This window comes from Hymenobacter oligotrophus, from assembly GCF_003574965.1.
In the GTDB taxonomy this organism is placed as follows: Bacteria; Bacteroidota; Bacteroidia; order Cytophagales; family Hymenobacteraceae; genus Solirubrum; species Solirubrum oligotrophum.
Genome location: NZ_CP032317.1, coordinates 3,708,463 through 3,734,313, shown reverse-complemented (window position 1 = coordinate 3,734,313; position 25,851 = coordinate 3,708,463). Strand labels below are relative to the sequence as shown.

Below are 25,851 nucleotides of genomic sequence, written 5' to 3'. Positions count from 1 at the left end.
GTATTCGGGCAGGCGCGCGGCGGTAGTGCCGCGGGTAAATGTAACGAAAGGAAGGGCTCAGAGGGTTGCGCCGGGTTGTTGGGCCCGTCGCTCGGCAGCCACTACCAAAAAGCCGTAGAGGAAGACGAATAAGTTGAACCCAATTTGCAGCTCCAGCAGCGAGTCGGCCAGGGCCGCCGCGCCGAAAGTCAGCAGGAAATACCTCACGTACGGATTGCGCCGCAAAGAGGGTTGCACCAACGGCTGAATAAGCACCCACAGCCACACGGCCAAGCCAACCACGCCGCCGCCCACCAAGTAGTGCAAATACTGGTTGTGCACCATCACGCGGTTTTCGGGGGCGAGGCCGTAGGTACGCACCGCAAATTGCGCCATTAGCTCCTGCCGAACGTCGGCCGGGGCCACGCCCATCCACGGGTGGCGCCCCACAATTTCGAGAGCGTTGTGCCAAGCTGCCAAGCGCCGCGAGAGCGAAAAATGGTTGATGTCGTGGCCCAGCTGGTACTGCTCCAGATCGTAGAAGGTGCTAGACACGCGCTCCTGCACCGATGCCAAGCTGTGGTAGGCGCCGAATGCCAGCATCACACCTAGGGCCACCACGCCAAGCGCCAGCAGCGGCCTGCGCCGCAACAGCAACAGCACAACGGACACCAAAGCACTGTAAAAAGCCAGCAAGCCGGTGCGGTAAGCCAGTATGTGCAAACTGACCACGGCTACTGCTCCGGCAATCAGCAACAACCACCTAGGGCCTTTGCTGAGTTGGGGCAAGCGGCTCAGAGGAACCGCGAAAAAAGCAGCCAGCGCCAGCAATATGCCGAAGTGAATGTGAAATATACCCGACACGGAAGGCACGTTCTGCCCCACCCTGATCAGGCCCTGTGCAGCTTGCGGATCGAGTAGGTAACGCCCCACAGTAGCTGCGCCCAACAGCGCTGTGGTGCCCACAAAAAACACCCCGATGCCCAAACGCTGCCGCCGGCTAAGTGGCACGGCCAAGCAAAAAGCCAGCGGCACCCCAATAAGCGGCAGTTGGCGGTACACCTCGTGGCGCCACACTGGCCAATCTTGCGTGTACCACCACGAGAGCGGCATGAGCACATACAAGGCGGCCAAACGCTGTGCCCCGCGGTTGCGCAGCCACTGGGGCACCTCGCGGTGGATGTTGGGGTTGAGGCCCGCGGCTACTACAGCCGCCACCGGAGCCAGCGCCACCATAGCCCGCGCTGTAAACAGCAGCCCCACCACGCCGCCTAAACAAGCCAGCAGCAGCAGCCACTGCGAAAGTTGGCCGTTGCGGTACCAGCGGGCAGCCAAAGCGGTAGTGGGCAATGAACGCAGCTCCGAAAACAACATCAGCTCAAAGCTACTGCGCAGCGAGCGGCTGCCAAGCACCGATGCGTGCAGCCACCTCCGCGGGCACTATACCCCTAATGCAACGGCACTGCGATGCATCCTGCCGGCAATCGTTGCAGTCGGGTTTATTCAGCACTAGGTACTCGGCCTTGGGTCCCAGCGGTGCCCAGCGGCCGGGGTGCATGGGGTGCATTGGCACAAACAAACCTAGGGCATGCCGGCCCAGCGCAGCTGCCAAGTGCACGGGGCCTGTGCTAGCCGCTACCAGTCCGTCGACCAGGGCAATAAAGCCGATAAACTGGCCTAGGGAAAGCCGACCAGTGAGGTTGTGACACACCGCGGCGTGCTCTTGCAGCCAGGGCTTCAGCTGTTCGCCTTCGGTAGCGGTGCCCGTAACCAACACTCGGTGGCCTTGTGCGTGCAGCAGGCGGGCAAGCTGGCCGTAGTGCTCAAGAGGCCAGTCGCGGCCGCTGCCGCGTGAGCCGGGGTGCAGCACTATGTTCAGTTGCCGGGCGCTGCCGCGCTCGAGCAGCACAACTACTTCGGCGGGCACGGGCTCGGTGGGGGCTATCCGACCTAGGGGCTGCAGATCGGCCAGCGTGGGCAGGTGTTTCAACCCAAGCGGCCGCAGCAATTGGCAATTGAGCTGCGCCTCGTGCAGGGGCGAATGCCGGCGGCTAAGCGCCACTAATCGGTTGCACGTAAGCCAATGAAACCACCGGCTACGCGTGCCGATGCGCTGGCTGATGCCGGCCTTACGGGCCAAAGTGGCCAAGCGTCGGCTCGGGAAAATATGCACTATGGCATCGGCCTGCACGCGGCGCAAGGCAGCCACTTGCTCGGTTTCGGGCAGCTGGCGCAACTCGTCGTCGTTCAAAAAATCATCCACTGCGGGGCAGGCCGCCGCCACTGCCTGCGTGTAGCTGCGGCCGAGCAGTACCACGCGGCAACCCGGATATTGCTGTTTCAGCCAGCCGCACAAAGGCAGTGTAAGCACCACATCACCAATGGCATCGGTGCGGCTAATGATAAACGTTTTCATGAGCGGGCCGCGTCTTGCTGGTTGATAACGCGCAGCTTGGCGTACTTCACGAACACGCTGCAAGCCGAGAGGTACGCAATGCTCAGGCCCGCAAAACCATCGAGCATACCTAGGCGCAGAAAGTACATATGCACAAATTTCCAGACTGGTTTCAGCCACAGTTGCCACGTAGCCGCGCGCTTACCGCGGGCAGCCAGTTCCTCGGCCCCAATGCTGCTGAAGCGGTTGAACTGCGCCACGTGCTGCTCGATGGAATGGTAGGAATAATGCAGCAAATCGTGCCGCATCGGTTGCACTAACTGGCCGGGCGTTAGCTCGTACCGCTCGTGCAGCAAGTGGCCTTGCCAGCTACCTAGGCGGCGGTCGTACAGGCGCAGCTTGCGGTCGGGGTACCAGCCGCCGTGGCGCACCCAATGGCCACAATAGTTGGTGAGGCGCGGCAACGTGTAGCCCGCCGCCCGCCAATCGGCTTTAATTTGCCGGATTTCGGCGCGTAGCTCATCCGTCAGTACCTCGTCGGCATCGAGCTGCAGCACGTAGTCGTGGCGGGCTTGGGCCGTGGCAAAGTTCTTTTGCTGCACGTAGCCCTCGAACGGGTGGTGCACCACGCGGGCGCTGTGCTCCTGGCAAATGGCCACGGTGCGGTCCGCAGAACCCGAATCGACCACCACCACGTCGTCGGCCACATCACCTAGGGCCGCCAAGCAGCGGCCGATGTTTGCTTCTTCATTGAACGTGATGATGACGACGGAAAGTGGAACGGCAGGCATAGCGGTGGCAAATATCCGGAATTGCCGGTGAGCCGAGTATGAGACGTTTAGCGAACTGCTATTTTCGGCTTAGCTGTCCAAGATGCTATGCTTTGCCAATCGCAATAGCCGGAAACAAAATCAGCTGCCCCCATAAAAAAAAGCCCCCGCCGGTTTCGGCGGGGGCTTTTTTATAGAAAGGTCGATGTTGCTTATTGCTTTACCACACGCGTGGTAAGAGCACTGCTGTTACCCTTCACTTGCACCAAGTAAGTGCCGCTGGGCAACGAAGTGAGGCCAAGCGCATGCTTATTGCCGCTCTGTAATTGGTAAGCACGTACAACGTGGCCGGCTAGGTCGGTAATCATTACCTGATAGGAGCCAGCGGCGGCAGCTGTCAGATCAAGCTGCGCGTCTTGGCTGCTGGTAGCAGGATTGGGGTACACCGCAATGGTTGCAGTCGCAAACGGCAGGGTTACAATTTGTACGCCGCTAAAGGCTTCGGTCCCGTCGGTGTCAACTTGGCGCAAGCGGTAGTAGGCCACACTGCTTGCTGCTTTCGCTGCGGCTTTGGCGTCTACAAAAGCGTAGGTAGTTGCAGTGGTTTTGGTGCCCTGGCCCTTTACTTGCCCAACGGCCTGGTAGGTTTTCCCGTCGAAGCTGCGCTCCACCACGAAGTGGCTATTCTTCGACTCTTGCGCCGTAACCCAGGCCAGCTTCACATCTTGGCCAACAGCTTGGGCCGTGAAGCTCACGAGCGTAACCGGCAAAACCGGGTTGTTACGAATAACGATGGTTACTACTTGTTGGGTAATACCGCCCGTGTTGTCGTTGGTGGTAACGGTTACTGGGTAAGAGCCAGCAACCAGCAGGTTGCGGTCCGAAACCGTGAATTGACCAGTTGTCGCATTCAAAGCTACACCCGAAGGAAGTGGGGAGTTGGCTGCAGCGTTTGCAATGGTACCGTCGGTATCCGACACAGTAGCCAACGACTGCCCATTGGCATAAGCTGTGCTAAAGCTCGGCGTGGGAGCTACAGCGTAAACTGCCTCCGTTTCGAACAGATTAATGCCTATGCTCGAAATGCTACGTCCGCCGGTCGCATCGACCGTTGTTACGGCAAAGGAGTAGTTGCCGTTGACGAGTTGATTTACGTTGCTCACTTGGAACGAACCTGCGCTACTCAAAGCAGTACCCGAGGGCAACGAGCCCGACGATACCGTTGCCGAAACAATGCTACCATCGGTATCGGTTGCCGTTGCCAATTGAGCGTTATTAGTGAGTGCGTCGCGATTGACGGATGCACGTACTGCTGTGTAAGCAGCTTCTGTGTCGTTGAAGATGGTAATGGTGGTTGCAGGAGCAGAAGTCCCCCCACTGCATCGGTGGTATTTACGGTGTAGGTGTAAGTACCAGCAAAGGGCACACTGGCCCCGACGTTGAAAACGCCGGTTGTATTGTTAAAGCTCATGCCAGTAGCTAGCGTGCCGGTGCCGATTGTAGCAGACTGAACACCACCATCAACGTCAGTCACCGTTGCCAATTGGGAGCCACTGGTAAGAGCATCGCGATTGAAACGGTTGTTAGTTGAGTAAGCAGCTTCGTTGTCGCCGGCCAAAATCGTGATGGTAACGTTCGATACAGTTACACCACCATTTGCATCGGTAGTTGTTACACTATAACCATAAACTCCTGCAGGAGGTAGATCGATCCGTCCCGATTGAGGTCCATTAGTAACTAGCCTTGATACAGCTGTACCGTTGCTATTGAATTGGATACCTCTGGTAGTTGTTCCCGACGTCTGCACAGCCGAAGTGCTAACAATGCTAGCATCTGGGTCCGTCACTGTTGCCAACACAGTGTTATCTGCTAAGCTACTGAAGTAGTGCACATTCGGCGAGGAATAAACTGCCGGTCGGTCGCCCACTGAGATGGTGTAGTTTACCGACGGGCTGACACCCCCGAAAGGATCGGCAGTAAAGTAGCTGAACGAACGCGAAGAGGTAGCTGTGGCCGTGTTGTTGGCCTGGAACTCAAGTGTAGCGGCTTCAGCTGCCGTTAGGGTTATGTTGGTGCTACCGCTAACTGCAGTACGAGCGCCGTTGCGAGTGAAGTAAACCGTACCGAAGTTGATGTTGGCTATCGACGAGCCAACAATTGTATAGGTCAGCGGATCGTTTTCGGGATCGGTGCCTGACAAAGCCGGCATAGCCGTGAAGACAGTCGTATTGCGCGAAACCGTGGCCGTACGGGTTTGCGCTGTGGGCGCTGTGTTGGTTGTGGTGGTTACGTTAGCAGCGGCCAACGAGCCGTTATTGTCAGCAGGATCGGCGTCGTCGTTTCCAATAGTGCTGCTAGCTTGCCCAGTCACTGTCGAGTTCGGCATGTTAAACCGAATTTCCGAGGTATTGGTGGTACCCACAGCTAGCGTGGGGATGGTGGCCAGCGTTAGCAAACCGGTAGTGTTGTTGTAGCTGCTACCCGCCGGAAACACAGGGCTTTGGGAGTTCAAACCAGGTACAAGTTGCACCTGTGGCTGTACGTTAGGCGCCGCGTAGTCGCCCGAAGCCGTAGTAGCAACTGTGTACGTCACTTGCGAACCTGCAATAGCGCGAGCCGGGCCGTTAATGGTGGTGGCTACGTTAGCTTGGGTGCACCACGTCATGTTATCAATGCCAATGTACTGCACCCCAGGTGTAGCATTGATAATGTTGCGGTAGGTAATAACCAGCCGAGTAATAGGCTTATTGAAGGTAACCGTCGCCGAGCCGTTTTGCTGCAAGTCGGGGTTTTGCTGAAGACCTTCCAAGGTATTGTTTATGCGCCTGACGTAAGCTGAATTATTTATAGCAGCGGTAGCATCGGCAGCGTTGTTGAAGCTGAGTAGCGTACCGTTGCTTTGATATGCATCCAGCGTCACCTCATCGGTGTAGTTGCTGTTATTATCGTCGATGTCTTGGATACGAAACGAATACCCATTCACCGGACGGTTGAACGAAAAAACTATTTGCGTAGTAGCATTAGTCTGTGATATATAGTCAGTGTACCAAACCAGGTTTTTGACCCCAAAATAAGTATCCGCGGGGTCATCTATAAATAGAAAAGTTTGATTACCGGTCCCAGGCTCAACATAAGTTCCAGCTGTACTAATAGTGGTATTATTAGGGGAGCCACCTACCACAAAGGGTGCTAAATTTTTCCAACTCTCGTTGACAGTGCGTTGCGAAAAATCGAGCGTAGTGGTAGCCGTACAGGTGGCTGCCGTGCGTTGAGCCACGGCTTGTGGAGTTGCCGTAACAGCGGGCTGCGGTCCGACTACCGTTTCCCTGGGCAGGTCTCTTTGCGCAAATACTGCTGTCGGCACCATAGCCAAGCAGACAGCTGTTGCCAGTAATTGTGCTTTCATCAAAAGGTATGAAAAGTATATTGAATCGCTTCGCGAGGGCAGGAACACACTACGCCGCAAAGGTAATAACTACTTTAAAACCTTTGTCCTACTACCAACGTAAATCACTATTTAATGTGCTGAATAACACTTGGTGCTGTGCCAATCCTCCTTGTTTCTCGTCCACTCGCAAGGTTTAGCAGTTACTATATTCAGCCGCCTTGCCGAATTACATACCCCTTCTCGGTGGGATTCATAGCCCTTTCAAGTGCAGCCAATCGGAATGAATCTGTGTACCAAGCAAAAGACATTGTAATAAAACGCTCTTATTCAAAATTTTATCATTCAACCCATTGAATTTGATCATATATATACTATACATATTAAGTAGCTTCGACAACCTAATTGTTGATCTGACATCTAAAACTTCATACTACAAACAAGCAAAAAGCCCCGCCTGACGCATCAGGCGGGGCTTTTTGCTTAGGCTAAGCAGCGCTTAGTAGCGGTACAGGTCCGATTTGAACGGGCCTTCCACAGCTACGCCGATGTAGCCGGCTTGCTTGTCGTTGAGCTCCTCGAGCTCTACACCGATTTTCTCAAGGTGCAGGCGAGCAACCATTTCGTCGAGGTGCTTGGGCAGGGTGTACACCTTGTTCTCGTACTGGCCGTGGTTCTGCCACAGCTCCAGTTGCGCCAGCGTTTGGTTCGTGAATGAGTTCGACATTACGAACGAGGGGTGGCCGGTAGCACAGCCCAGGTTCACGAGGCGGCCTTCAGCCAGAATGATTACCTCTTTGCCCTCGATAGTGTAAATGTCAACCTGCGGCTTCACGGTGTCCTTGGTGTGGCCGTAGTTCTGGTTCAGCCAAGCCATATCGATTTCATCGTCGAAGTGACCGATGTTGCAGACGATAGCCTTGTCCTTCAGGGCCCGGAAGTGCTCCTCGGTTACGATGTCGCAGTTGCCGGTGGCGGTGATGACAATGTCAGCCTCTTTCACGGCGTTGGCCATCTTCTTCACGGGGTAGCCGTCCATAGCAGCCTGCAGGGCGCAAATCGGATCGATTTCCGTTACGATAACGCGGGCGCCAGCACCACGCAACGAGGCGGCGGTACCTTTTCCTACGTCGCCGTAGCCGGCTACAACGGCTACTTTGCCGGCCATCATTACGTCGGTAGCGCGGCGGATAGCGTCCACAGCCGACTCTTTGCAGCCGTACTTGTTATCAAACTTCGACTTGGTAACCGAGTCGTTGATGTTGATAGCGGGCAGCGGCAGTTTGCCAGCCTTCATGCGCTCCACGAGGCGCAGCACGCCGGTAGTCGTTTCCTCCGAGATACCGCGGATGCCAGACACCAGTTCGGGGTAGCGGTCGAGCACCATGTTGGTGAGGTCGCCGCCGTCGTCAAGGATCATATTCAGGGGCTGGCGCTCCTCGCCGAAGAACAACGTCTGCTCAATGCACCAGTTGAATTCTTCTTCGTTCATGCCCTTCCAAGCGTACACTGGCGTGCCGGCGGCGGCAATAGCTGCGGCGGCGTGGTCTTGCGTCGAGAAGATGTTGCACGACGACCAGGTTACGTCGGCGCCCAGCTCCTTCAGTGTTTCGATGAGTACAGCCGTTTGGATGGTCATGTGCAAGCAGCCGGCAATGCGGGCACCTTGCAGGGGCTTGCTGGCGCCGTACTGCGCGCGCAAGGCCATCAGGCCCGGCATTTCAGCCTCGGCCAAGCGGATTTCCTTGCGGCCCCACTCGGCCAGCGAAATGTCTTTTACCTTGTAAGGTACGTAGGTCGTCTCAACCATAATATTGGAATTTTCGCAATCCAACCACAAAGGTAGCCAATTTGTTGGCCTTTGCCAGCAAACGGCAGGCAGGCACCTAGGAGAGGCAAGTGGTTCGCAGGCAACAATAAAAGAGGTATAAAACAAGTTATTAGCTCGTTGGCTTGCTGGCCGCCCGGGCCTAGGTTGGGTTTATGGCCAAACCCAACGGCAGCAACGGGCTGTGGTAAACTCAAGAATTTCCGAACGTATCGGGGCAGCCTAGTGTTGAGCGGATTATATCCAGAGATATAATTATTTCTGGGTGATTGCCACCTACCTTTGCATCATGCTCCTATCCTTCTCGCTGGCTTTTGCACCTAGAAGCCGCCGTTTTGCTTTGTCGTTGCCGCTGGCACTGGGCCTGGCGGGTGTCGCGCATGCCCAAGCGCCCAAAAAGCCGGTTCAGTACATTAAACTAAGCCCCGAAGACCAAGACCGCGGGCTGAACGGCCGCCAGAAAAATTTCTGGTTTGCTACGGGCAACACCGAAGATTACCAGAACGCCGGATTCTTTGGCCAGCGCCTGCGCCCCTGTGTAGCTCACGACGCCGAAGCGTTGGCTAGCCTTAACCGCTACCGCCGCCAAAAGTGGATGCTGCTGGGCGAGCGGGCCGTATTTATGGGTGCGGCGGGCGTGTACGCTCAGCAGGTACTGAGCGGCGATGAGCAACAATACTTCAACAATACCCAAAAGGTAGCTATTGGGGTAGCCATTGGCAGCTTGCTCAGCAACGCGCTGATTACCCACCGCACCAACGAGCATTTTATTCGGGCGGTAGAGGCGCACAACGCCACCTTGCCGTCGGCGCGCCGTATGGGATTTATGCAGGTTAAGCCCGATGTGCTGGGCGTGACGGCACCCACCGGTCGTCCGCAGCTGCTCGTGGGCTGGACGCTGCGCTAACCTAGGCTGCTTACCTTAGCGCTGTTAAAAAGCGCATTTCGACTGTGATGGATGTTTCGCTGTCGGCAGCGGCTCGGCAGTACGTAGCCGAGCATCTGCACGATGACCCTGCTACGCTGGCGCTGCAAGCCCGGCGCTACCCCGATCTGCCCGTACGCGAATTGGTGCAGCAGATTCAGGCGCGCCAAAAGGCCAAAGCCAAGCTGCCTGCTTGGGCTGCCAACCCCGATCTGGTATTTCCGGCTTCCTTATCTGTTGAGCAAGCTTCGTCGGCTCGCACGGCTGCGTTTAAGGCCGAGTTGGTAGCAGGCGCCCGCGTTGCCGACCTTACCGGTGGCTTTGGGGTAGATACCAGCCACTTTGCCCAGCAAGTAGGCGAGGTGCACTACGTGGAGCGTAACGCGCAGCTGGCCGAGGTGGTGCGCCACAACCTCGGTATATTGGGCATTGGCAACGTGCAGGTGCACGTGGGCGACGCAGCCGCGTGGTTGCGCGAGCAGCCCGACGGCTACTTTAACTGGCTGTACCTCGACCCGGCCCGCCGCGACACCGCCGATAAGAAGATCTTTCGGTTGGCCGACTGCGAGCCCGACGTGCTGCGCCTGCTGCCGTTGCTGCTGCGCAAAGCCGAGCGCATTTTGCTGAAAACCTCGCCCATGCTCGATGTGGAGCAGGCGCTGCAGGAGCTTGGCCGCGTACGCCGGTTGTGGGTAGTAGCCGTGGATAACGAGTGCAAAGAAGTGCTTTATGAGTTGGGGCAGGAAGCAGCCGTAGACCCGGAACGCCTGACCATCAACTTAATGCGCGACGGGCGCGAGCAATCCTTCCGTACCAACCGCACCCGCGAAGCCAAGGCTACACCGCGCTACGCCGAACCGCAGACCTACATCTACGAGCCCAACGTGGCCGTGCTAAAGGCCGGCGGGTTTAAGAGCGTTGGGGCTAGTTACAACCTCTTGAAGCTGCACCAGCACAGCCACCTGTACACCTCGCACACGCTGCGCGAGGATTTCCCGGGCCGCATATTCCAGTGCCGGGCGGTGTGCAAATACGACAAGAAGGAGCTACTTGCCCACCTCGATGCTGACCAAAGAGCCCACGTAACAGTGCGCAACTTCCCCGACTCGGTAGCCGATTTCCGGTACCGCACGGGCATACGGGAAGGCGGTACCACCTACTTGCTAGCCACCACCGATTTGCGCGGCCGCCTAATTGTATTGGTTTGCGACCGGCTCAACCATCACCCAAGCACAAGCTCCGAACAGCAATAAGCGAAAGCGCCCGAACCAGGTGGTTCGGGCGCTTTCGCTTATTGCCTTGCTTACTTGGCTGGGCTCGTCCATTTACTGCCCCGTATGCGGAAACGCCACGGCAGCGCGGCATCGTCGCCGGCGTAGTCGATGCCTACGCGGGGGCTGACTACTACTTGCTCATCGGGCACTTGCTCGCCTAGGTCTTCGAGCCAGATGAGGTTGCCGGTGAGGTCGGTGCCGTAGTGCTTGGTGCTGATACCTAGGGCCTGCGTGAGTAAACCCGGGCCGGCGGTAAGCTTGGGCGTGGCGCTGGTGATGCCCCTGCGCAGTTGCATTTCGGCTACGCCCTCGGTAGGCTCGATCCCCCGAATCAGCACCGCGTCGGCCTTGCCGGCTTCGTTGGTGATGATATTGAACAGGGCGTAGCGGCCGTAGATGAGGTACACATAGGCCACCCCACCGGCTTCGTACATCACGCTGGTGCGCTTGGTGAAACGCCCTAGGTGCGAGTGACAGGCTTGGTCGCCTATGTGGGCATAGGCTTCCGTCTCAACAATGCGGCCACCGGTCAGCACCCCATCGATGCAACTAAACAGGTATTTGCCGAGCATGTCGCGGGCCAGCGCCACCACATCGGGCTGGCGGTAGTAGTCGTGCGTAAGCTTCATGCTCGGCTATACGTAGCTGTGGTCCGCGTGCGGTTATGTTTGCCGCAAGGATAACACGCGTGTGCAAAAAATCCGTGTAATCAAGCAAATCCGAAACGCTGCGTATCTTTGCTGGTGCATGGGTGGCCAAACCCCGATTGTGGGGCGAGGCTGAAAAGGGAATGCCGTGAGATTCGGCGACTGTCCCCGCAACTGTGAGCTTCACCGTACCCTGCGCCGAGCCTCTCTTCGCCACTGTTCCTGCGAAAGCCACCTAGGCTGGAGGAATGGGAAGGCCGCCCGGCGCCGAAGCAAGTCAGGAGACCTGCCCGTGCAACTCTAGTGTTCGGCGCCTGCGGAGGACGGGCGGAGAATGAATCGATTTCGGCCCGAAGTTGCCGCAACGGGCTATTTTCCCTGATTCTGACTCGGCTTTGCGAGTGGCCTTACGGGTTGCGCGCAGGGTTCTGAACCGAATTTTTCGACCCCGAAAATTTTGGTTCGGATGTACACTTTCCCCCCCTTCCGGCTGCTGGGCAGCGGCTGGGCTACGGCAGCATTATTGCTCAGCACCTCGGCTAGTACCCAGGCGCAAGCACAACGCTCCCCTACCCCACCCGATACGGCTCGGCAAGTGCTGCCATCAGTACAAGTGCAGGGCTTGCGCCCCACGCGCTATGCCGCCGGCAGCCGCTTTACCGTGCTCGACTCGGCCGCGCTGGCGCCGTTTAAATCGGCTTCGGTGGCCGATGCATTATCGGCCCGCACACCGCTGTACCTGCGCACTTACGGCCCGGGGCAGTTGGCTACGCTCTCGATCAGGGGCACCTCGGGGCGGCATACGGCCGTGCTCTGGAATGGCTTCAGCATTAACTTTCCTACCCTCGGCGAGGCCGACATGGCGCTGCTGCCCGTGACCTCGGTGAAACAAATAAGCGTGCAGCACGGCCCTGCCGCTGCGCTTTACGGTACCGGCGCCATGGGTGGCGCCGTGGTGCTGGGCTCGGCCACACCTAGGCTGGGCCAGCAGGTAAGCGCTACTCTTGAGGCGGGCAGTTTCGGCTACGGCGCCGTGAGCTTCGACGGCATCCACCGCGACGAGCACGTGGCTGTGCAAACCAGCCTGCTGGTGCGCTCCTCCGAAAACAACTTCCCGTACACCGCTCTCGACTTCGGTGGCCCCGTACGGCGGCGCCAAGCCAGCGCAGCGTTGCAGCAAAGCAGCTTTACGCAGCAGCTCAGCTTGCAGCTCAGCCCTAAAGCCGAGCTAACGGGTGCGGCGTGGTTTACCCGCTCCGACCGCGAAATTCAGCCATCCGTTGGTTCGGTTGATGCACACGCCCGCCAGCAGGATGAGAGCGGCCGGGTGGTACTGGGTTACCGCCGGCGCGGAACCCACAGCGAAACCACCGTGCGCGCCGCCCGCTTCGCCGACAATATTCGCTACTACAACGACAATGTACAGCCCAGCAACTCGGCTACGGTGGTGTGGCAGGCCCAAGCCGAGCACACCCTGCAGTGGCGCCCCAATGCCAGCTTGCGCCTGGGCGCCGAGGCCCAACACTTCGTGGCCGATGTGGATGGCTACCGGCGGCACATTACCGAGCAACGCTACGCCGGCTTTGCCCTGCTGCGCTACGACCCCACGGCCCGCCTACGCCTTACGCTAAACGCGCGCCAGGCCGTGCTGCCCGGCCGGCGCGCCCCCGTAGCGCCAACCCTAGGTGCCGAATACCAGCTGTGGCGCAGGCAGCAACAGCAGCTCTGGCTGAAAGCCAACGCGGCCCGGAGCTACCGTGCGCCTACCCTGAACGAGCGGTACTGGGGCGGTGTAGAACGCCAGGAATTACTGCCCGAAACCGGCGTCGGCTACGAAGGCGGGCTGCACTACGAAGCTTTGCTGGGCACGCAATTGCCCGTAGCCCTGCAAGCCGACCTGACGGCCTACAGCTTACTGGTTGATAACTGGGTAGAGTGGATTGAAGCACCTACGCTGGCGCCGCGCAACGTGCGCCGCGTGCGCAGCCGTGGCCTCGAGGCCAGTACGCAAGCTCAACTGCACTTAGGCCGGTACTGGCTTAGCGCCACGGCGGCTTACGCCTATACCCAAGCCCGTAAGGTAAGCGGCTACGCCGCCGACCTCGACCCCATTGGCAATCAGTTGCGCTACGTGCCGCTCCACTCGGCTTCGGTGGGTACGCAACACGCATGGCGCAATTGGCAGCTTACCCTTAATGGTGTGTTTACGGGCTACCGCTACACTACCGCCTCGGCCGATGACTACCTGCCCGGCTACGCTTTGCTGCACGCTAGCGCCGGCCGCACCATGCACCTAGGGCGCTACACCCTCACAGGCTTGGTGCAGGGCTATAACCTCACCAACAAAAGTTACCAGAACTACGCCGGCCGTGCCATGCCTGGCCGCTCGGCTTTGCTGAGCCTGCGCCTAGGTTGGCACTAGTGGCTTCCGGCTGAACCACATCATTCTCTTTCACTACACTCACTTCCGCAAACATGCAACTTTTGATGCGCCGCCCGTGGCTACCCGCGCTGGTAGCAACAGCCCTCCTGCTGGGCGCCTGCAACCCCTCCGACGACAACAAAGAGCAGCCGGCTCCGCAGGTAACCAAAGCGGTGTACGTGGCCAACCAAGGCAACTATGGCACGCCCAGCGGCTCGGTTACGGCTTACGACAAGCCCAACAAGCAAGCCGACAAAGACCCCTTCCGGCGCGCCAACGGCCGCGCGGCCGGCGACGTGGTGCAGTCGGTTACGCCCATCGGCGATAAGCTGTACATCGTGGCCAACAACAGCGGCAAAGTGGAGATTGTAAACGCTGCCGACTTCCGTTCGGTGGGCCAAATTGGCAACCTCTCGCAGCCGCGCTACCTAGTGGCCGGCCCCGCCAACAAGGCATATGTAACCGAGTGGCAGGGCAGCTACCCCAACTACACTGCCGGGCGTGTGTCGGTTATCGATCTGAACACCTACCAGGTTACCAAAACCATCGACGTGGGCCGAAACCCCGAGCAACCCTTGCTGGCCAACGGCAAGCTGTACGTGCCCAACTCCGACGAGAACTCCGTAACCGTTATCAACACCGCCACCGACGCGGCCGAAGCCACGCTCACCTTTACCGACGGCCCGCAGAACCTAGTAAAGGACGTTGACGGCAACCTGTGGGTGTTGTGCGGCGGCATTACCCGTTACGGCGGCGCGCCCAACTACCCGGTTCTCTCGAAAACGCCGGCTGCGCTGCACCGCTTTGCGCCCGCCACCCCGGCTACGCGCCAAACCCTCACGTTTGCCTCGAGCGGAGCGGCCGACCTAAGCGTGTCGCCCAACGGCGCGCAGTTATACTACCGCTACGGCGGCGCTGTGTACCGCATGCCCAGCTCGGCCACCGCTCTGCCCACGGCCCCGTTTGTGCGCCGCAGCTTCATGGTCATCAACGTCGACCCGACCGACGGCGAGCTGTACGGCGCCCTAGGTTCGTACACCGCCGATGGCAAAGCCATTCGGTACAACAGCGCTGGCACGGCTATCGACTCGTTCGGCGTCGGCCTGATTCCGGGCGACATTTCGTTCCGCTAGGCAGCCACTGCCCATCGGCCTACGCAACAAGGCCCCGCTCCCTAGGTGGAAGCGGGGCCTTGTTGCGTAAAGGACCATTGGCGGAGGTTAGTCGGCGCGGCCGTCGTTGTTGCGGTCTTTCGACTGGCGGGCTTGCTGGTATTGCCTTTCGCGCAAGCTGGTGGTGGTATCGCGCTGAATGCGGGCGCTGTCGACGCCTCCCGACGGGTGCCGGGCACCGGGGTCGAGGGAGATTTTTTCGTCGCTGCGTTCCACGTTCGTGTCGCCCGATTCGGTACCGGTGCTGCAGGCGGCCAAGCCAACGGCCAGCAGCAGGGCCGCACCCAAGTACCGGAAGGGGCGCAGCAAGTTGAGAGAGGTGTTCATGGCAGTGAGGGAGTAGGTAAATAGTGTCGGGGCAATATACGCAGCCGCCAAGCCCGGCGGTAGCGCTACGCTAGCACAAACGCCATTTCGGCGGATTGGTTATGCAGCTGATTTTGCGAGGGTTTGCGGCTACTGCTACCTTGCCAACCCGCGTACCCTAGGTGCATTGCCCGCCCCGCAGTTGCCAGCTGATATCTTTGCGCCATGGCTGCTCCTCGTCGTCGTTCGTCTAAACCCGCGTTTCAGTACCAGCCGTTGCTGCGCCGGGCCGGCCTGCTGCTGGGCATCAGCGCAGTGCTATCGTTTGCCCTGGTGGCCTACCTGTTTGGGCTCGACAGTAGCTTCTTCGGCCGGTTGGTTGGCGCCACGCTGGTGTGGTTTACGTTGCTGAGCGTGACTTTTTTAGCGGTGGTACCGTTTGTGAACTGGGCGGCCGACAACTGGTTTGGCCGCACTTGGGCCGAGGCCCCCACGCCGCAGCCCAAGCGCCGCAGCCGCCCGGCTGCGCCCAAGCCTAACCGTCCGGCATCGTCGCGGATGTCGGAGCAAGACGCCACCTCGTGAGCACCGAACTGCACATTAAAAACATGGTTTGCCCGCGCTGCATCAGCACGGTGAAATCCGTTTTGGAACAAGCCGGCCTGCGCCCGCTGGAAGTAACCCTAGGTCATGCGTTGCTCGACGACAGCACCCCCGCCGACCTTGCACAGCTGCAGCCGTTGCTGCAGGCCGAGGGCTTCGAGCTACTCAAGAGCAAAGACGAACAGTTGGTGGAGCAAGTAAAAACTGCCCTGGCCGATTACCTGGTGCACCTGCGCACGGCCCGCGCGCCCCTAACCACGTCGGCTTTTTTGGCCGAGCGCTTGGATGGTTCGTACGCCCACCTGAGCAAGCTGTTTTCGCGGGTGGTGGGCATCACCCTCGAAAAGTACCTTATTCGCCTCAAGATTGAGCGCGTGAAGGAGCTGCTGAGCTACGGCGAGAAAACCCTTGCCGAAATAGCCGATGAGCTGCGCTACAGCAGTTCGCAACACCTCAGCACGCAGTTCAGGCAGGTAACTGGCCAAACCGTAACCGAATACAAAGCCAACCCCGAGCGCACTTCGCTCGATCAGATAGCGTAACGCAGCACTGCCTCAGGTTACCATACCTTTGCGGCACCTTTGCCGCCGTTTGGCGGTTGTTGCCCCGTGCCAACGAATTCTACGCCCCGCATCCTGCTCATTACGCCGCCGCTCACGCAGCTTAATACCCCCTACCCTGCCACGGCCTACATCACCGGTTTCTTGCGCGGCCAGGGGTTCCAAGTGGCGCAGGCCGACCTAGGGATTGAACTGGTGCTGAAGCTGTTTTCAGCTACGGGGCTGCGGCGCGTGTTCGATGCCGTGGAGCAAGGCGCCTTTGAGCTGAGCGACAACGCCCGCCGGATGCTGCGCCTGCGGCGGCGCTACGAAATGACCATCGAACCGGTCATTCGCTTTCTGCAGAACAAAGACCTGACGCTGGCCCCGCGCATTTGCCACGGCCGCTACCTGCCCGAGGCCGCCCGCTTCGATCAAGTGGCCGACCTCGAAACGGCCTTCGGCACCATGGGCCTTACCGATCAGGCCCGCCACCTGGCCACGCTGTACCTCGAAGACCTCAACGACCTCGTCAAGGAAACCGTGGGGCCGCAGTTTGGCCTCAGCCGCTACGCCGAGCACTTGGGGCTTACGGCTACCTCCTTCGAGCCCATGCACACGGCCTTGCAGCAGGCCCCCAACTTGGTTGATGAAATGCTGCTGGAGTTGGGCACGGCGGTGCTCGAGCGCGAGCAGCCCGATGTAATTGGCTTTTCGGTGCCTTTTCCCGGCAACCTCTACGGTGCTTTGCGCTTGGCCAAGCACTTCAAGCAACTGCGGCCCGAGGTGAAAACCCTGATGGGCGGCGGCTACCCCAACACCGAGCTGCGCCAAATTCGGGAGCCCCGGTTCTTCGATTACATCGATTACCTCACCCTCGACGACGGCGAAGGTCCGTGGCTGAAGCTGCTCGACTACTTCCGGGGCCAGCGCGACCTAGGCCAGCTGCAGCGCACCTTCCACCGCAACGCCCTAGGTCAGGTAGAATACCTCAACGGCTGCCAGGATGCCAACATCCCGCACACCGAGGTAGGCACCCCCGACTACGACGGCCTGCCGCTGACGGAGTACCTCTCGGTGATTGAAGTGCTGAACCCGATGCACCGCCTTTGGAGCGACGGCCGCTGGAACAAGCTCACGGTGGCGCACGGCTGCTACTGGAAGCGCTGCTCCTTCTGCGACGTTACCCTCGACTACATCAGCCGCTACGAAACTGCGCCGGCTACGCTCCTGGTCGACCGCATCGAACAGATTGTGCGGCAAACCGGGCAAACCGGCTTCCACTTTGTGGATGAAGCGGCCCCGCCCCTGGCGTTGCGCGACTTAGCCATTGAGTTGCTGAAGCGCCGCGTGAGCATTACGTGGTGGGGCAACATCCGCTTCGAGAAAACCTTTTCGCCCGACTTGTGCCGCCTGCTGGCCGCTTCGGGCTGTATTGCGGTATCGGGTGGCTTGGAGGTAGCCTCCGACCGCCTGCTGGCGCTGATGGAGAAGGGCGTAAGCATTGCGCAGGTAGCCCGCGTAACCGACGGCTTCACGCAAGCCGGTATTATGGTGCACGCTTACCTGATGTACGGCTTCCCAACGGAAACCGTGCAAGAAACCATCGACTCGTTGGAGGTGGTGCGCCAGCTGCTAGCGGCCGGCGTGGTGCAGTCGGGCTTTTGGCACCGCTTCGCCATGACGGCCCATTCGCCCGTGGGCAAAAACCCCGCAAAGTACCAGGTGGCGCAAATCGGCCCCGAGTTCGAAGGCTTTGCCTGGAACGACCTGTGGCACGACGACCCCACCGGCGCCGACCACGAACAGTTTGGCCCGGGCCTCGCCAAGGCCCTGTACAACTACATGCACGGCGTAGCCCTCGACGAGCCGCTGCAGTTTTGGTTTGATTTTCGGGTGCCGCGCACCACGGTGCCGCGCAACCTCATCGACTCGGCCCTCGCCGAGACCGGCAAGCCCGACTCGGCCAAGCAAAACATGCGCGTGTTCTGGCTCGGCAATGCCCCGGAGCTGCGCTTGGAAACGCGCCAGAAGAAAGGCCGCCAGATTGAGCAGGCGGTGCTGACCTTCTACGAACAAGCCGAGGACTTCGAGTTGAAGACTACCCCCGTAATTGGCCGTTGGCTGCACCAGCTCCTAGGTGCGCTAGCCACCGATTACGATACCAAGCAACTGCTGAAGGAAGTAGCCGCTACCTACCCCGCCGCCGAAGCAGGCATGAGCTTCGAGGCCTTCTTGATTTCGCCGCAATGGCTGCTGCTGCGCGAAAAGGGCTTGCTGCTGGTGTAAGCGCCTAAGCCGCGTGCCCGTTGCCCTAGGTGCCAGCGCGTGGCATAGCAAACCGAAGCCGCCTGTTTTGCTGGTCAACCTTCCTGCATCAGGATGACCGGTGAGAAATTTCGGCGCGCACAAAAGCACGTCATGCTGAGCCTGTCGAAGCATCTCTACCGCTTCGTTGAATATGCCCGGGCGAAGCGGTAGAGATGTTTCGACTTTGCGGACGCCAGATAAGCATGACGCCCTAGAGACTACGGCACTTTTAATTGAGCACTTAATCGAATAGCGGCTTGGCTTGCTGATACCTCTGCTTCAGCCGCAGGCCACCGCGGCAATGGCAACGCCAAGCCCTAGGCGGCTACTTGCTGGCGCGCTCCAGCAACCACTCGAGTTGCTCTTCGAGGTAGCCGGGCACGGGCCGCGGCCATTGCCACTGCTGGCTTGCTTCGCCTTCGGCTACTGTGGTGGCGGGCAAAATCAGCTCGTGGTTGGCGCCGGCGTACACGCGTACCAGGGAGGTACCGCGCCGGCCCGCCGCCAAGCGCAGCCTTTCGGCGCTGGCGCGGGCATCGAGGCGCTCGTCGTGGGTGCCGTATTGCAGCAGCACCGGCACGCGCACAGCTTGCCAAGCATCGCGTGGGTTGTAATTCAGCTCGCGCCAGTACGAGTTGGTACGGATGGCGGCTGTATCGGGCAATTGCTGGGGCAAGGTGGTGAAACGCGCCCACGGCTGTTGCAACGCGCTGCTCAGCAACTCAGTGGTCTTGGCAGTTTCGGTTTTGCTGGTGGGCCGGCGCACGTAGCGCTCCAGTGCCTCAAAGGTGCGCCAGGCTTGTGCTTGCTCGGCTTTGGTAGCGCCTTGCTTCGCCAAGGCTTCTTCGTTTTGGTACTGCACCACATCGGCCAACGACATACCCGGCGCCGACACGCCCACCACAAAGGCAGCGGGCCTGCTTGGCTGCCCAGCTACCAGGGCGGCCACCGTAGCTCCCTGGCTGATGCCCCACAATCCTACGCGCGTCGAATCAATTTCCGGGTTCTGCTTGAGCGTGCGGAGGGCCGCCGCGGCGTCGGCAGCCAGGTCGTTCAGCCCAAATTGCGGCGGCCGGTTTTTGGGGGCGCGGGCATCGCGCCGATCAAACACCAACGTGGCAATGCCATGCCGGGCGAGCCAACTGGCGTAGCTGCTGAGCTCGTGCTGGTGCGGCGCGTTGCTGCCGTGGAGCAGCAGCACGGCGGGGTGTAGCAGCACGGTATCGTTGGGTATCAGCAACGTACCGGTAGTTGGGCCCGCAGCGGTTTGCCAGCGCATGGCCACTTCGCGGTACGGCCTGGGTGGTGCTTGGTCGCGCCGAATCAACAGCACCTCAGCTTGCAACGAATCGGTTTTAAAAGCCCCTTGCAGGAAATTTCCTTCGTGCCGCAAGCTGAACTGCATAGTGCGGCCCTCGGGTTGGCGGTGCACAAAGCTCAGCTGCGGATGCTCGTAGCGCAGTTGCTCGGCCGAAAATCCCAGCAGCAACCACTCCGGAAAGTATACCTCGGCCTGTAACGCCTGCGTGGTATCCTGCCGCACATCGAGTACCACACGCAGCGGCGTGCCATTTGCCGTAAACGTGCCCTCGTAGTGCCCGGTAGGGGGCGCCGCCTCGGTGCTCTGCCCCCCTGGCGGCGAGCAAGCACCTAGGGCAAGCAGGGCCCAGCATCCGGTAAGCATTAGCAGCGCCCGCAGGCGTTGGCAGCAAAGCATAAGCACGCGTTCAGTGTTCCTGTATGCAGCCGCCGCCCTAGGTGCGGTAGCTGCCCAAATGTAGGCACCTGCTGCCAACGAAGCCTAGCCTCTCGGTATTACAGTCCCTTGCGCATGATGATGTCGTGCTGCAGGTCTTGGCCCAGCTTAAAGTCGACGCCGCCAATTTGCTTGAAGCCAAAACGGCGGTAAAACTCGATGGCGCGCGTGTTTTTCTCCCACACGCCCAACACCACCGAGCGGCAACCACGCTGCCGCGCTTCTTCAATGCAGCGGCGCATGAGCGAGGCGCCCAAGCCGGTACCAATCCAATCCTCCAGCACGTACAGGCGCTGAATTTCGGCCCGGGTGCTCACATCGGCGCCCGGCTCAGCACCTAGGGCCGATGGCACGATGAGCTTGGCGTACCCCACAGGCTCCTGCTGCAGCATTGCCAGAAAGAAGGTCGCGTTCGGCGCCTGCAGCTCGGCTAGCTGTTTGTCGGGGCCGAAGGTTTGCGCGAGGTACTCGGCCATGTCCTCGGGCGTATTTTGGGCAGCAAAGGCCTCGTGAAACGTGCGGCGGCCTAGTTCGGCCAGTTGTGCAGCCGTGGCCGCGCTGCGTTTGGCGGTGGTAATGCGAAGCGGAGATGACATAGCGCGGCAAGTTAGGAAGCGCAAGCCGGTGGGCCAGGCAACTACCAAGCTGCCGCCACGGGCAAGTGCTCGTTAGGTAATGGCACCGCCACCGGGTTCGTCCGATATGTGCCCGTCGCGCCGCATGCGCCACCCGAAGCGGATCAGCAGCACGGCCACCACCAGCATCAGCACCGACATGATCAGGTAGGTGTTGTTCACGCCGGCCCAACCGGCGCCGTTCCACTCGCTGGCTACCACCCCAAACCGGAGCACCTGCGCAATTACCAGCAAACCGCCGGCAACAATAAACAACAAGCCGACGAGGCGGCGCGAACCGGGCTTTAGGCGCGAAGTAGGCATGCAGCAAAACAACTGGTTTGCTGCTTATACGCGCCGCACCGTTGTTGCGAATCTGATTTAACCCCGTATTTTTGCTTTACCATCATCAGCGGGAGTAGCTCAGTTGGTAGAGCATCAGCTTCCCAAGCTGAGGGTCGCGAGTTCGAGCCTCGTTTCCCGCTCATTCTAAATCAGCCACTTAGCAGCAATACTGAGTGGCTGATTTGCTTTTGGGGCGCTGGTTGTTTCGGAATCTTTCAAATCCAGTTTACCTCCTGAATCAAACCCGCGATGCACGAAGGTAAAGAACCACCTGGGACGGTAACTCAAAAGCCAGCACTGCACTCGTAACCTTTGCGCCCGGTGCTGCGATTTAGATAGCTCTAGTCATCCGCTTTCTAACCCGTGCACCATGAGCCAACCCAACGATAGCCGCTTGCCCGACAACGCCGCCGGCCAGCCCAATGCTTCCCTAGGTACTACCCAAGGTCAGATTGGCCAGGAGCTGACTGCCGCTGTGCAGCCTTGGCTCGACAAAGCCACCAACCTGCTGCAGGGCAGCAATGCCGACAACGCCAAGCAGATGCTTCGTCGGGCCACGCAAACCTCCGGCGATACCTGGCGCCGGCTCACTACTTCGGAAAAGCTGCTTGCCGCTGGAGCCCTGGCCCTAGGTGGCTGGCTGCTACTGCGCGGCGGCGGCAAGGCCAAAGCAACGAAGCGCGTGCAGAAGCGCAGTCGTAAACAGGCCAAAGCCCTGCACGAGCTGCTGCTGTTTGTAAACGACCGCGTGGATGGCTACCGCCGGGCCCACCACGAAAGTCGCGACGCCGAATTGCGCGACTACTACCACGAGCTGGCGGGCAAAAGCCACGCGTTTGCCGCGCGCCTGAACACGTACCTGCGCGACAAAGCCGCCGAGTACGAGCACGGCACCACCCGCAAAGGCAAAATCTACCGCGCCTGGATGAAAGCCAAGGCCACCGTAACCGGCCACGACGAGAAGGCCATTCTGGACGACAACATTTACGGCGAAGAGTGGGCCCTGAAAGCGTACGAAAAAACCCTGCGCGAACCGGCTCTCCTAGGTGCCCTGGGCGCCGAAGTGGAGCGGCAGTACGCCCATGCCAAGCAGACGTATGTGCGCTTGAAGCAACTCCGCGAGCAACAGCACTAATCTAGCACGGGCATACGCCCGCCTCAGGTTCTAAAAAACAACGCCCTAGGTGCTTACCTAGGGCGTTGCTGTATGCGGGCAATGGCAACTCGGGCTACTTGGCTTTCCGGAAGGTGTAGCGCGTCAGGAATATGCCTTGGCCGGTGGTGCCGGTGTTTTGCAGAGTTTGAGTCAGCGGCGTCACCTGGAACAGCTCCCAGCCCTCGGCCGTCACCTCGCTGAGGTAGCGCAGGATGGTTTCTTCGTTGGCTTTTACGTTGTTGATGTTGATGCCCGTGAGGCTGAACAGGTTTTCCATCTGGGCTTCTTTCGTGCCTTTGAACTCGGGCGTGAAGAGCACCCGCGAGCGACCCAACCCACCGGCCACAATCGACTCGATGGTGGTCATTTGCATGTACTGATAAGCAGGCTTGGATTGGGCCTGGGCGCGCTGCGGCAGCAAGGGCAGCATCAGCAAAAGCAACAAGGGCAGCAGGCGGAGGAAACGGTGGTTGCGCATGGCAAAAGAGCTGTTGAGTTTAGGGTCCCCAAAAGTACCAGCTCCCGCTGCAGTTGCCAACGCACAATTATGTGATGCGGCACCCCAAGGCAACATCTCATTGGTAGTGGCGGTATACCCCTTGCCATTTTTGGTGCACACCCGCGTGTTCCTGTCCACCCTACCCGCCTGCCAAGCGCATGAAACAACTCCTCAACGACTTGCTGGGCCTGCAGGCCACCGCCGAGAGCATTTCGCCGCTGCAAATGTCTTTGCGCGCTGTGGTGGTGTTTGTTGTGGCGCTGTTGTTGCTGCGGTTGTCGGGCAAGCGCACGTTTGGCAGCACGTATTCCTTCGATGTGGTTCTGAAAATCATCATTGGCTCGGTGCTTGGCCGGGCGGTGGTGGCGGCGTCACCGTTTGGGGCCACGTTGCTGGCTTGCGCGGTAATGGTGGGCCTGCACCGCTTGGTAGCCTCGGCCACCTACCGCAGCTCGGCGTTGGGTCGGCTAGTTAAGGGCAAGGCCGTGGTGCTGGCCGAAAACGGCGAGCTGCGCCACGACAACATGCGCGCCCACAATATCACCGAGCACGATTTGCAGGAAGGGGTGCGCAGCGCAGCCAACACCGACGACATAACCCAGCTAGCCACCGTGCGGCTGGAGCGCGACGGCGGAATCACGGCCGTGAAGAAAGCCAACGATTAAGACTCAGGGCTTCTGTAGGCAAGGCCCCTCAGCGAATCGATGCGGTAGCATATCAGCGCACACAACAACGCCGCCCACCTAAATTAAGCTTAAGTGGGCGGCGTTGTTAATCAATTCTAAGCTTAATCGCGCTTGCTCTTGAGCAACTGCCGCAACGAGGCCAGCTCGTCGCGAAACTTGGCGGCCTGCAAGAAGTCGAGCTCCTTGGCGGCGGCTTCCATCTGCTTTTCGGTTTGCTTGATGAGCTTTTCCAGGTCCACTTTGCTCATCATGGCCACCACGGGCTCGGCCGCAATGGCCAAGCCGCCACCGTCCTCGTCGGGGCCGGCGTAGGCCTGCGGCTCGGGGATGCGGTAGTCCGAGAGGGAGGTTTGCTCCATAATCGCCTCGCGCGACTTGCGCACCGTTTTGGGCGTGATGCCGTGCTCGAGGTTGTAGGCCATTTGGGTAGCGCGGCGGCGGTTGGTTTCGTCCATGGCGCGTTGCATCGAGCCGGTAATGCGGTCGGCGTACATGATAACCTTGCCGCGGTCGTTACGGGCGGCGCGGCCCATGGTCTGAATCAGGCTGCGTTGGTCGCGCAGGAAGCCTTCCTTGTCGGCGTCCAAAATCGCCACCAACGATACCTCGGGCAAGTCAAGACCTTCGCGCAGCAGGTTCACGCCGATGAGCACGTCGAGTTCACCTAGGCGCAGCTGGCGCAAAATCTCCACGCGGTCGAGGGTTTTCACGTCGGAGTGCACGTAGCTCACCTTGATGTTCAGGCGCTCCATGTACTTGGTAAGCTCCTCGGCCATGCGCTTGGTGAGCGTGGTTACGAGCACCCGGTCGCCTTGCTTCACGCGGTTGTCCACCTCGTCGAGCAGGTCGTCGATCTGGTTGATGCTGGGGCGTACTTCAATCTCGGGGTCGAGCAGGCCGGTGGGGCGGATGATCTGCTCCACCACCACGCCGCCGGAGCGCTCCAGCTCGTAATCGGCCGGTGTGGCCGATACGAAAATAGCCTGCTGGTACATGCTCTCGAACTCGTTGAACGTAAGCGGGCGGTTGTCCATGGCCGATGGTAGGCGGAAGCCATACTCCACCAGCGCCGTTTTGCGGCTCCGGTCGCCGCCCCACATGGCCCGAATCTGGGGCATGGTTACGTGGCTCTCGTCGACGATGAGCAGGTAATCCTTCGGGAAATAATCGAGCAAGCAGAACGGGCGCGAACCCGGCATGCGGCCATCGAAGTAGCGCGAGTAGTTCTCGATGCCTGAGCAGTAGCCCAACTCCCGAATCATCTCCAGGTCGAACTCGGTGCGCTCCACAATGCGCTTGGCTTCGGCATCGCGCCCCTCCTTTTCGAAGTAGGCGTGCTGCTGCACCATGTCGAACTGAATGTCTTTGATGGCCTGGTGCAGCGTGTCTTTGCCCGTAACGAACAGGTTGGCCGGGAACAGGGCAATGTCCTTTTCCTCGCCCAGCTTTTTGCCGCTGGCCGGGTCGATGCGGTGAATGGCTTCGATTTCATCGCCGAAGAAGTACACGCGGTAGGCATAGTCGAGGTACGCCGGGAAGATGTCGACGGTGTCGCCCTTCACGCGGAAGGTGCCGCGCGTAAACTCCTGCTCGGTGCGCGAGTACAGAATCTGCACAAACTGGTAGAGCAGGTTGTTGCGCGAGTGGCGCATGCCGGGCTTCAGAAACAGCACGTTTTTGCCGAACTCCTCAGGGTTGCCGATGCCGTAGATGCACGACACCGAGGCCACCACAATCACGTCGCGGCGGCCGCTCAGCAGCGACGAGGTGGCGTGCAGGCGCAGCTTCTCGATTTCCTGGTTGATGGCCAAGTCTTTCTCGATGAAGACATCGGTGCTGGCAATGTAGGCCTCGGGCTGGTAGTAGTCGTAGTAACTGATGTAGTACTCGACGGCATTATTCGGGAAGAACTGCTTGAACTCGCCGTAGAGCTGGGCAGCCAGCGTTTTGTTGTGGGCCAGAATAAGCGCGGGGCGGCCGGTTTGGGCAATTACGTTGGCAACGGTGAAGGTTTTGCCGGTGCCGGTGGCGCCCAGCAATACCTGCGACGGTTCGCCCGACTCAACGCCGCTCACGAGCTGCGCAATGGCTTTGGGCTGGTCGCCGGTGGGCTTGAATTCGGAGGTCAGTTGGTACTCCATGCGGGGAGGTTTCGGAGAGCGGGAAAGATAACCCTTCTTAACTGCAGCGCGCCTCTCGGGGTTTCCGAAGCAGCAAAAGAAAACCCCACAACCGGCAAC

22 protein-coding genes, 1 tRNA gene and 1 riboswitch are annotated in these 25,851 nt (G+C 59.7%); of the genes, 10 read left to right on the top strand and 13 right to left on the bottom strand.

Going from position 1 to position 25,851, the window contains the following annotated elements; translation table 11 throughout:
• Window positions 1–57: 57 nt before the first annotated feature.
• From D3Y59_RS16000 to ahcY, 6 genes are all read right to left on the bottom strand, one after another.
• Window positions 58–1,314 carry an O-antigen ligase family protein gene (locus tag D3Y59_RS16000; protein ID WP_162910846.1) on the bottom strand — a complete coding sequence of 419 codons (1,257 nt, stop codon included), beginning with the start codon at window positions 1,312–1,314 and terminating at the stop codon, window positions 58–60.
• A gap of 49 nt (window positions 1,315–1,363) precedes the next feature.
• Window positions 1,364–2,395, bottom strand: a complete 1,032-nt coding sequence (locus D3Y59_RS15995) for a glycosyltransferase family 9 protein (RefSeq protein ID WP_119445963.1) — start codon at window positions 2,393–2,395, stop codon at window positions 1,364–1,366.
• A complete protein-coding gene (locus tag D3Y59_RS15990) occupies window positions 2,392–3,165 on the bottom strand; it encodes a glycosyltransferase family 2 protein (RefSeq protein WP_119445962.1) in 774 nt (257 codons plus the stop codon). The genes D3Y59_RS15995 and D3Y59_RS15990 overlap by 4 nt, the downstream gene beginning before the upstream one ends.
• A gap of 191 nt (window positions 3,166–3,356) precedes the next feature.
• Window positions 3,357–4,331 (bottom strand): T9SS type A sorting domain-containing protein, encoded by a 975-nt coding sequence (locus D3Y59_RS15985; protein ID WP_162910845.1) that lies wholly within the window; start codon window positions 4,329–4,331, stop codon window positions 3,357–3,359.
• Window positions 4,328–6,553: a DUF11 domain-containing protein gene (locus D3Y59_RS18390; protein WP_162910844.1), complete on the bottom strand. Its 2,226-nt coding sequence runs from the start codon at window positions 6,551–6,553 to the stop codon at window positions 4,328–4,330. The genes D3Y59_RS15985 and D3Y59_RS18390 overlap by 4 nt, the downstream gene beginning before the upstream one ends.
• Window positions 6,554–7,028: 475 nt before the next feature.
• Window positions 7,029–8,339 carry an adenosylhomocysteinase gene (gene ahcY / locus D3Y59_RS15980; protein WP_119446515.1) on the bottom strand — a complete coding sequence of 437 codons (1,311 nt, stop codon included), beginning with the start codon at window positions 8,337–8,339 and terminating at the stop codon, window positions 7,029–7,031.
• Between the two features lie 307 nt (window positions 8,340–8,646).
• On the opposite strand from ahcY, the gene D3Y59_RS15975 reads away from it, so the two are divergent.
• Both D3Y59_RS15975 and D3Y59_RS15970 read left to right on the top strand, forming a co-directional pair.
• Window positions 8,647–9,264, top strand: coding sequence for a hypothetical protein (locus D3Y59_RS15975; protein ID WP_162910843.1), 618 nt, complete (start codon window positions 8,647–8,649; stop codon window positions 9,262–9,264).
• A gap of 47 nt (window positions 9,265–9,311) precedes the next feature.
• Window positions 9,312–10,535: a THUMP-like domain-containing protein gene (locus D3Y59_RS15970; protein ID WP_119445959.1), complete on the top strand. Its 1,224-nt coding sequence runs from the start codon at window positions 9,312–9,314 to the stop codon at window positions 10,533–10,535.
• A gap of 50 nt (window positions 10,536–10,585) precedes the next feature.
• On the opposite strand, the gene D3Y59_RS15965 is transcribed toward D3Y59_RS15970, so the two are convergent.
• Window positions 10,586–11,185, bottom strand: a complete 600-nt coding sequence (locus tag D3Y59_RS15965; RefSeq protein WP_119445958.1) for a DNA-3-methyladenine glycosylase — start codon at window positions 11,183–11,185, stop codon at window positions 10,586–10,588.
• Between the two features lie 103 nt (window positions 11,186–11,288).
• Window positions 11,289–11,511, top strand: a riboswitch (cobalamin riboswitch).
• 158 nt (window positions 11,512–11,669) lie between these two features.
• Between D3Y59_RS15965 and D3Y59_RS15960 the strand changes: the two genes are divergently transcribed.
• Together D3Y59_RS15960 and D3Y59_RS15955 are read left to right on the top strand one after the other, a co-directional pair.
• A complete protein-coding gene (locus D3Y59_RS15960) occupies window positions 11,670–13,625 on the top strand; it encodes a TonB-dependent receptor (protein ID WP_119445957.1) in 1,956 nt (651 codons plus the stop codon).
• A 53-nt stretch (window positions 13,626–13,678) separates the two neighbouring features.
• Window positions 13,679–14,758, top strand: a complete 1,080-nt coding sequence (locus D3Y59_RS15955; RefSeq protein ID WP_119445956.1) for a YncE family protein — start codon at window positions 13,679–13,681, stop codon at window positions 14,756–14,758.
• A gap of 87 nt (window positions 14,759–14,845) precedes the next feature.
• Here the strand turns inward: D3Y59_RS15955 and D3Y59_RS15950 are convergent, their stop codons facing one another.
• The gene (locus tag D3Y59_RS15950) at window positions 14,846–15,124 is read right to left on the bottom strand and encodes a hypothetical protein (protein WP_119445955.1); all 279 of its coding nucleotides are present in this window, start codon (window positions 15,122–15,124) and stop codon (window positions 14,846–14,848) included.
• 204 nt (window positions 15,125–15,328) lie between these two features.
• Here D3Y59_RS15950 and D3Y59_RS15945 point away from each other — a divergent pair, with 204 nt between their 5' ends.
• The 3 genes from D3Y59_RS15945 (at window position 15,329) to D3Y59_RS15935 (ending at window position 18,534) form a co-directional block, all read left to right on the top strand.
• Entirely contained in the window at window positions 15,329–15,688 is a 360-nt protein-coding gene (locus D3Y59_RS15945) for a hypothetical protein (protein ID WP_162910842.1), read from the top strand.
• Complete coding sequence (locus D3Y59_RS15940; protein ID WP_205590843.1) at window positions 15,685–16,248, top strand: helix-turn-helix domain-containing protein; 564 nt, start codon at window positions 15,685–15,687, stop codon at window positions 16,246–16,248. Before D3Y59_RS15945 ends, D3Y59_RS15940 begins: the two co-directional genes overlap by 4 nt.
• Before the next feature lie 66 nt (window positions 16,249–16,314).
• Window positions 16,315–18,534, top strand: coding sequence for a B12-binding domain-containing radical SAM protein (locus D3Y59_RS15935; RefSeq protein ID WP_119445953.1), 2,220 nt, complete (start codon window positions 16,315–16,317; stop codon window positions 18,532–18,534).
• A gap of 346 nt (window positions 18,535–18,880) precedes the next feature.
• Here D3Y59_RS15935 and D3Y59_RS15930 read toward each other — a convergent pair whose 3' ends face one another.
• The 3 genes from D3Y59_RS15930 to D3Y59_RS15920 all read right to left on the bottom strand — a co-directional run bounded on the left by D3Y59_RS15930 (window position 18,881) and on the right by D3Y59_RS15920 (window position 21,249).
• On the bottom strand, window positions 18,881–20,239 hold the full coding sequence (locus tag D3Y59_RS15930) for an alpha/beta hydrolase (RefSeq protein WP_162910841.1): 1,359 nt from the start codon (window positions 20,237–20,239) through the stop codon (window positions 18,881–18,883).
• A 131-nt stretch (window positions 20,240–20,370) separates the two neighbouring features.
• Window positions 20,371–20,907, bottom strand: coding sequence for a GNAT family N-acetyltransferase (locus tag D3Y59_RS15925; RefSeq protein WP_162910840.1), 537 nt, complete (start codon window positions 20,905–20,907; stop codon window positions 20,371–20,373).
• 72 nt (window positions 20,908–20,979) lie between these two features.
• Window positions 20,980–21,249, bottom strand: coding sequence for a hypothetical protein (locus D3Y59_RS15920; protein ID WP_119445950.1), 270 nt, complete (start codon window positions 21,247–21,249; stop codon window positions 20,980–20,982).
• Between the two features lie 88 nt (window positions 21,250–21,337).
• Between D3Y59_RS15920 and D3Y59_RS15915 the strand changes: the two genes are divergently transcribed.
• Together D3Y59_RS15915 and D3Y59_RS15910 are read left to right on the top strand one after the other, a co-directional pair.
• A tRNA-Gly gene (locus D3Y59_RS15915) sits at window positions 21,338–21,410 on the top strand.
• A gap of 230 nt (window positions 21,411–21,640) precedes the next feature.
• Window positions 21,641–22,405, top strand: a complete 765-nt coding sequence (locus D3Y59_RS15910; protein ID WP_119445949.1) for a PA2169 family four-helix-bundle protein — start codon at window positions 21,641–21,643, stop codon at window positions 22,403–22,405.
• A 94-nt stretch (window positions 22,406–22,499) separates the two neighbouring features.
• Here D3Y59_RS15910 and D3Y59_RS15905 read toward each other — a convergent pair whose 3' ends face one another.
• The gene (locus D3Y59_RS15905) at window positions 22,500–22,904 is read right to left on the bottom strand and encodes a hypothetical protein (RefSeq protein ID WP_119445948.1); all 405 of its coding nucleotides are present in this window, start codon (window positions 22,902–22,904) and stop codon (window positions 22,500–22,502) included.
• A gap of 179 nt (window positions 22,905–23,083) precedes the next feature.
• Here D3Y59_RS15905 and D3Y59_RS15900 point away from each other — a divergent pair, with 179 nt between their 5' ends.
• A complete protein-coding gene (locus D3Y59_RS15900) occupies window positions 23,084–23,590 on the top strand; it encodes a DUF421 domain-containing protein (RefSeq protein WP_119445947.1) in 507 nt (168 codons plus the stop codon).
• 122 nt (window positions 23,591–23,712) lie between these two features.
• Here D3Y59_RS15900 and uvrB read toward each other — a convergent pair whose 3' ends face one another.
• Complete coding sequence (gene uvrB / locus D3Y59_RS15895) at window positions 23,713–25,752, bottom strand: excinuclease ABC subunit UvrB (protein WP_119445946.1); 2,040 nt, start codon at window positions 25,750–25,752, stop codon at window positions 23,713–23,715.
• Window positions 25,753–25,851: the final 99 nt, after the last annotated feature.

Bases quoted from the DNA above. Each gene is read 5' to 3' on its own strand.
- D3Y59_RS15995 (WP_119445963.1), bottom strand. From the start codon at position 2,395: ATGAAAACGTTTATCATTAGCCGCACCGATGCCATTGGTGATGTGGTG.
- D3Y59_RS15990 (WP_119445962.1), bottom strand. From the start codon at position 3,165: ATGCCTGCCGTTCCACTTTCCGTCGTCATCATCACGTTCAATGAAGAA.
- ahcY (WP_119446515.1), bottom strand. From the start codon at position 8,339: ATGGTTGAGACGACCTACGTACCTTACAAGGTAAAAGACATTTCGCTG.
- D3Y59_RS15975 (WP_162910843.1), top strand. From the start codon at position 8,647: ATGCTCCTATCCTTCTCGCTGGCTTTTGCACCTAGAAGCCGCCGTTTT.
- D3Y59_RS15970 (WP_119445959.1), top strand. From the start codon at position 9,312: ATGGATGTTTCGCTGTCGGCAGCGGCTCGGCAGTACGTAGCCGAGCAT.
- D3Y59_RS15965 (WP_119445958.1), bottom strand. From the start codon at position 11,185: ATGAAGCTTACGCACGACTACTACCGCCAGCCCGATGTGGTGGCGCTG.
- D3Y59_RS15960 (WP_119445957.1), top strand. From the start codon at position 11,670: ATGTACACTTTCCCCCCCTTCCGGCTGCTGGGCAGCGGCTGGGCTACG.
- D3Y59_RS15955 (WP_119445956.1), top strand. From the start codon at position 13,679: ATGCAACTTTTGATGCGCCGCCCGTGGCTACCCGCGCTGGTAGCAACA.
- D3Y59_RS15950 (WP_119445955.1), bottom strand. From the start codon at position 15,124: ATGAACACCTCTCTCAACTTGCTGCGCCCCTTCCGGTACTTGGGTGCG.
- D3Y59_RS15945 (WP_162910842.1), top strand. From the start codon at position 15,329: ATGGCTGCTCCTCGTCGTCGTTCGTCTAAACCCGCGTTTCAGTACCAG.
- D3Y59_RS15930 (WP_162910841.1), bottom strand. From the start codon at position 20,239: ATGCTTACCGGATGCTGGGCCCTGCTTGCCCTAGGTGCTTGCTCGCCG.
- D3Y59_RS15925 (WP_162910840.1), bottom strand. From the start codon at position 20,907: ATGTCATCTCCGCTTCGCATTACCACCGCCAAACGCAGCGCGGCCACG.
- D3Y59_RS15920 (WP_119445950.1), bottom strand. From the start codon at position 21,249: ATGCCTACTTCGCGCCTAAAGCCCGGTTCGCGCCGCCTCGTCGGCTTG.
- D3Y59_RS15910 (WP_119445949.1), top strand. From the start codon at position 21,641: ATGAGCCAACCCAACGATAGCCGCTTGCCCGACAACGCCGCCGGCCAG.
- D3Y59_RS15905 (WP_119445948.1), bottom strand. From the start codon at position 22,904: ATGCGCAACCACCGTTTCCTCCGCCTGCTGCCCTTGTTGCTTTTGCTG.
- D3Y59_RS15900 (WP_119445947.1), top strand. From the start codon at position 23,084: ATGAAACAACTCCTCAACGACTTGCTGGGCCTGCAGGCCACCGCCGAG.
- uvrB (WP_119445946.1), bottom strand. From the start codon at position 25,752: ATGGAGTACCAACTGACCTCCGAATTCAAGCCCACCGGCGACCAGCCC.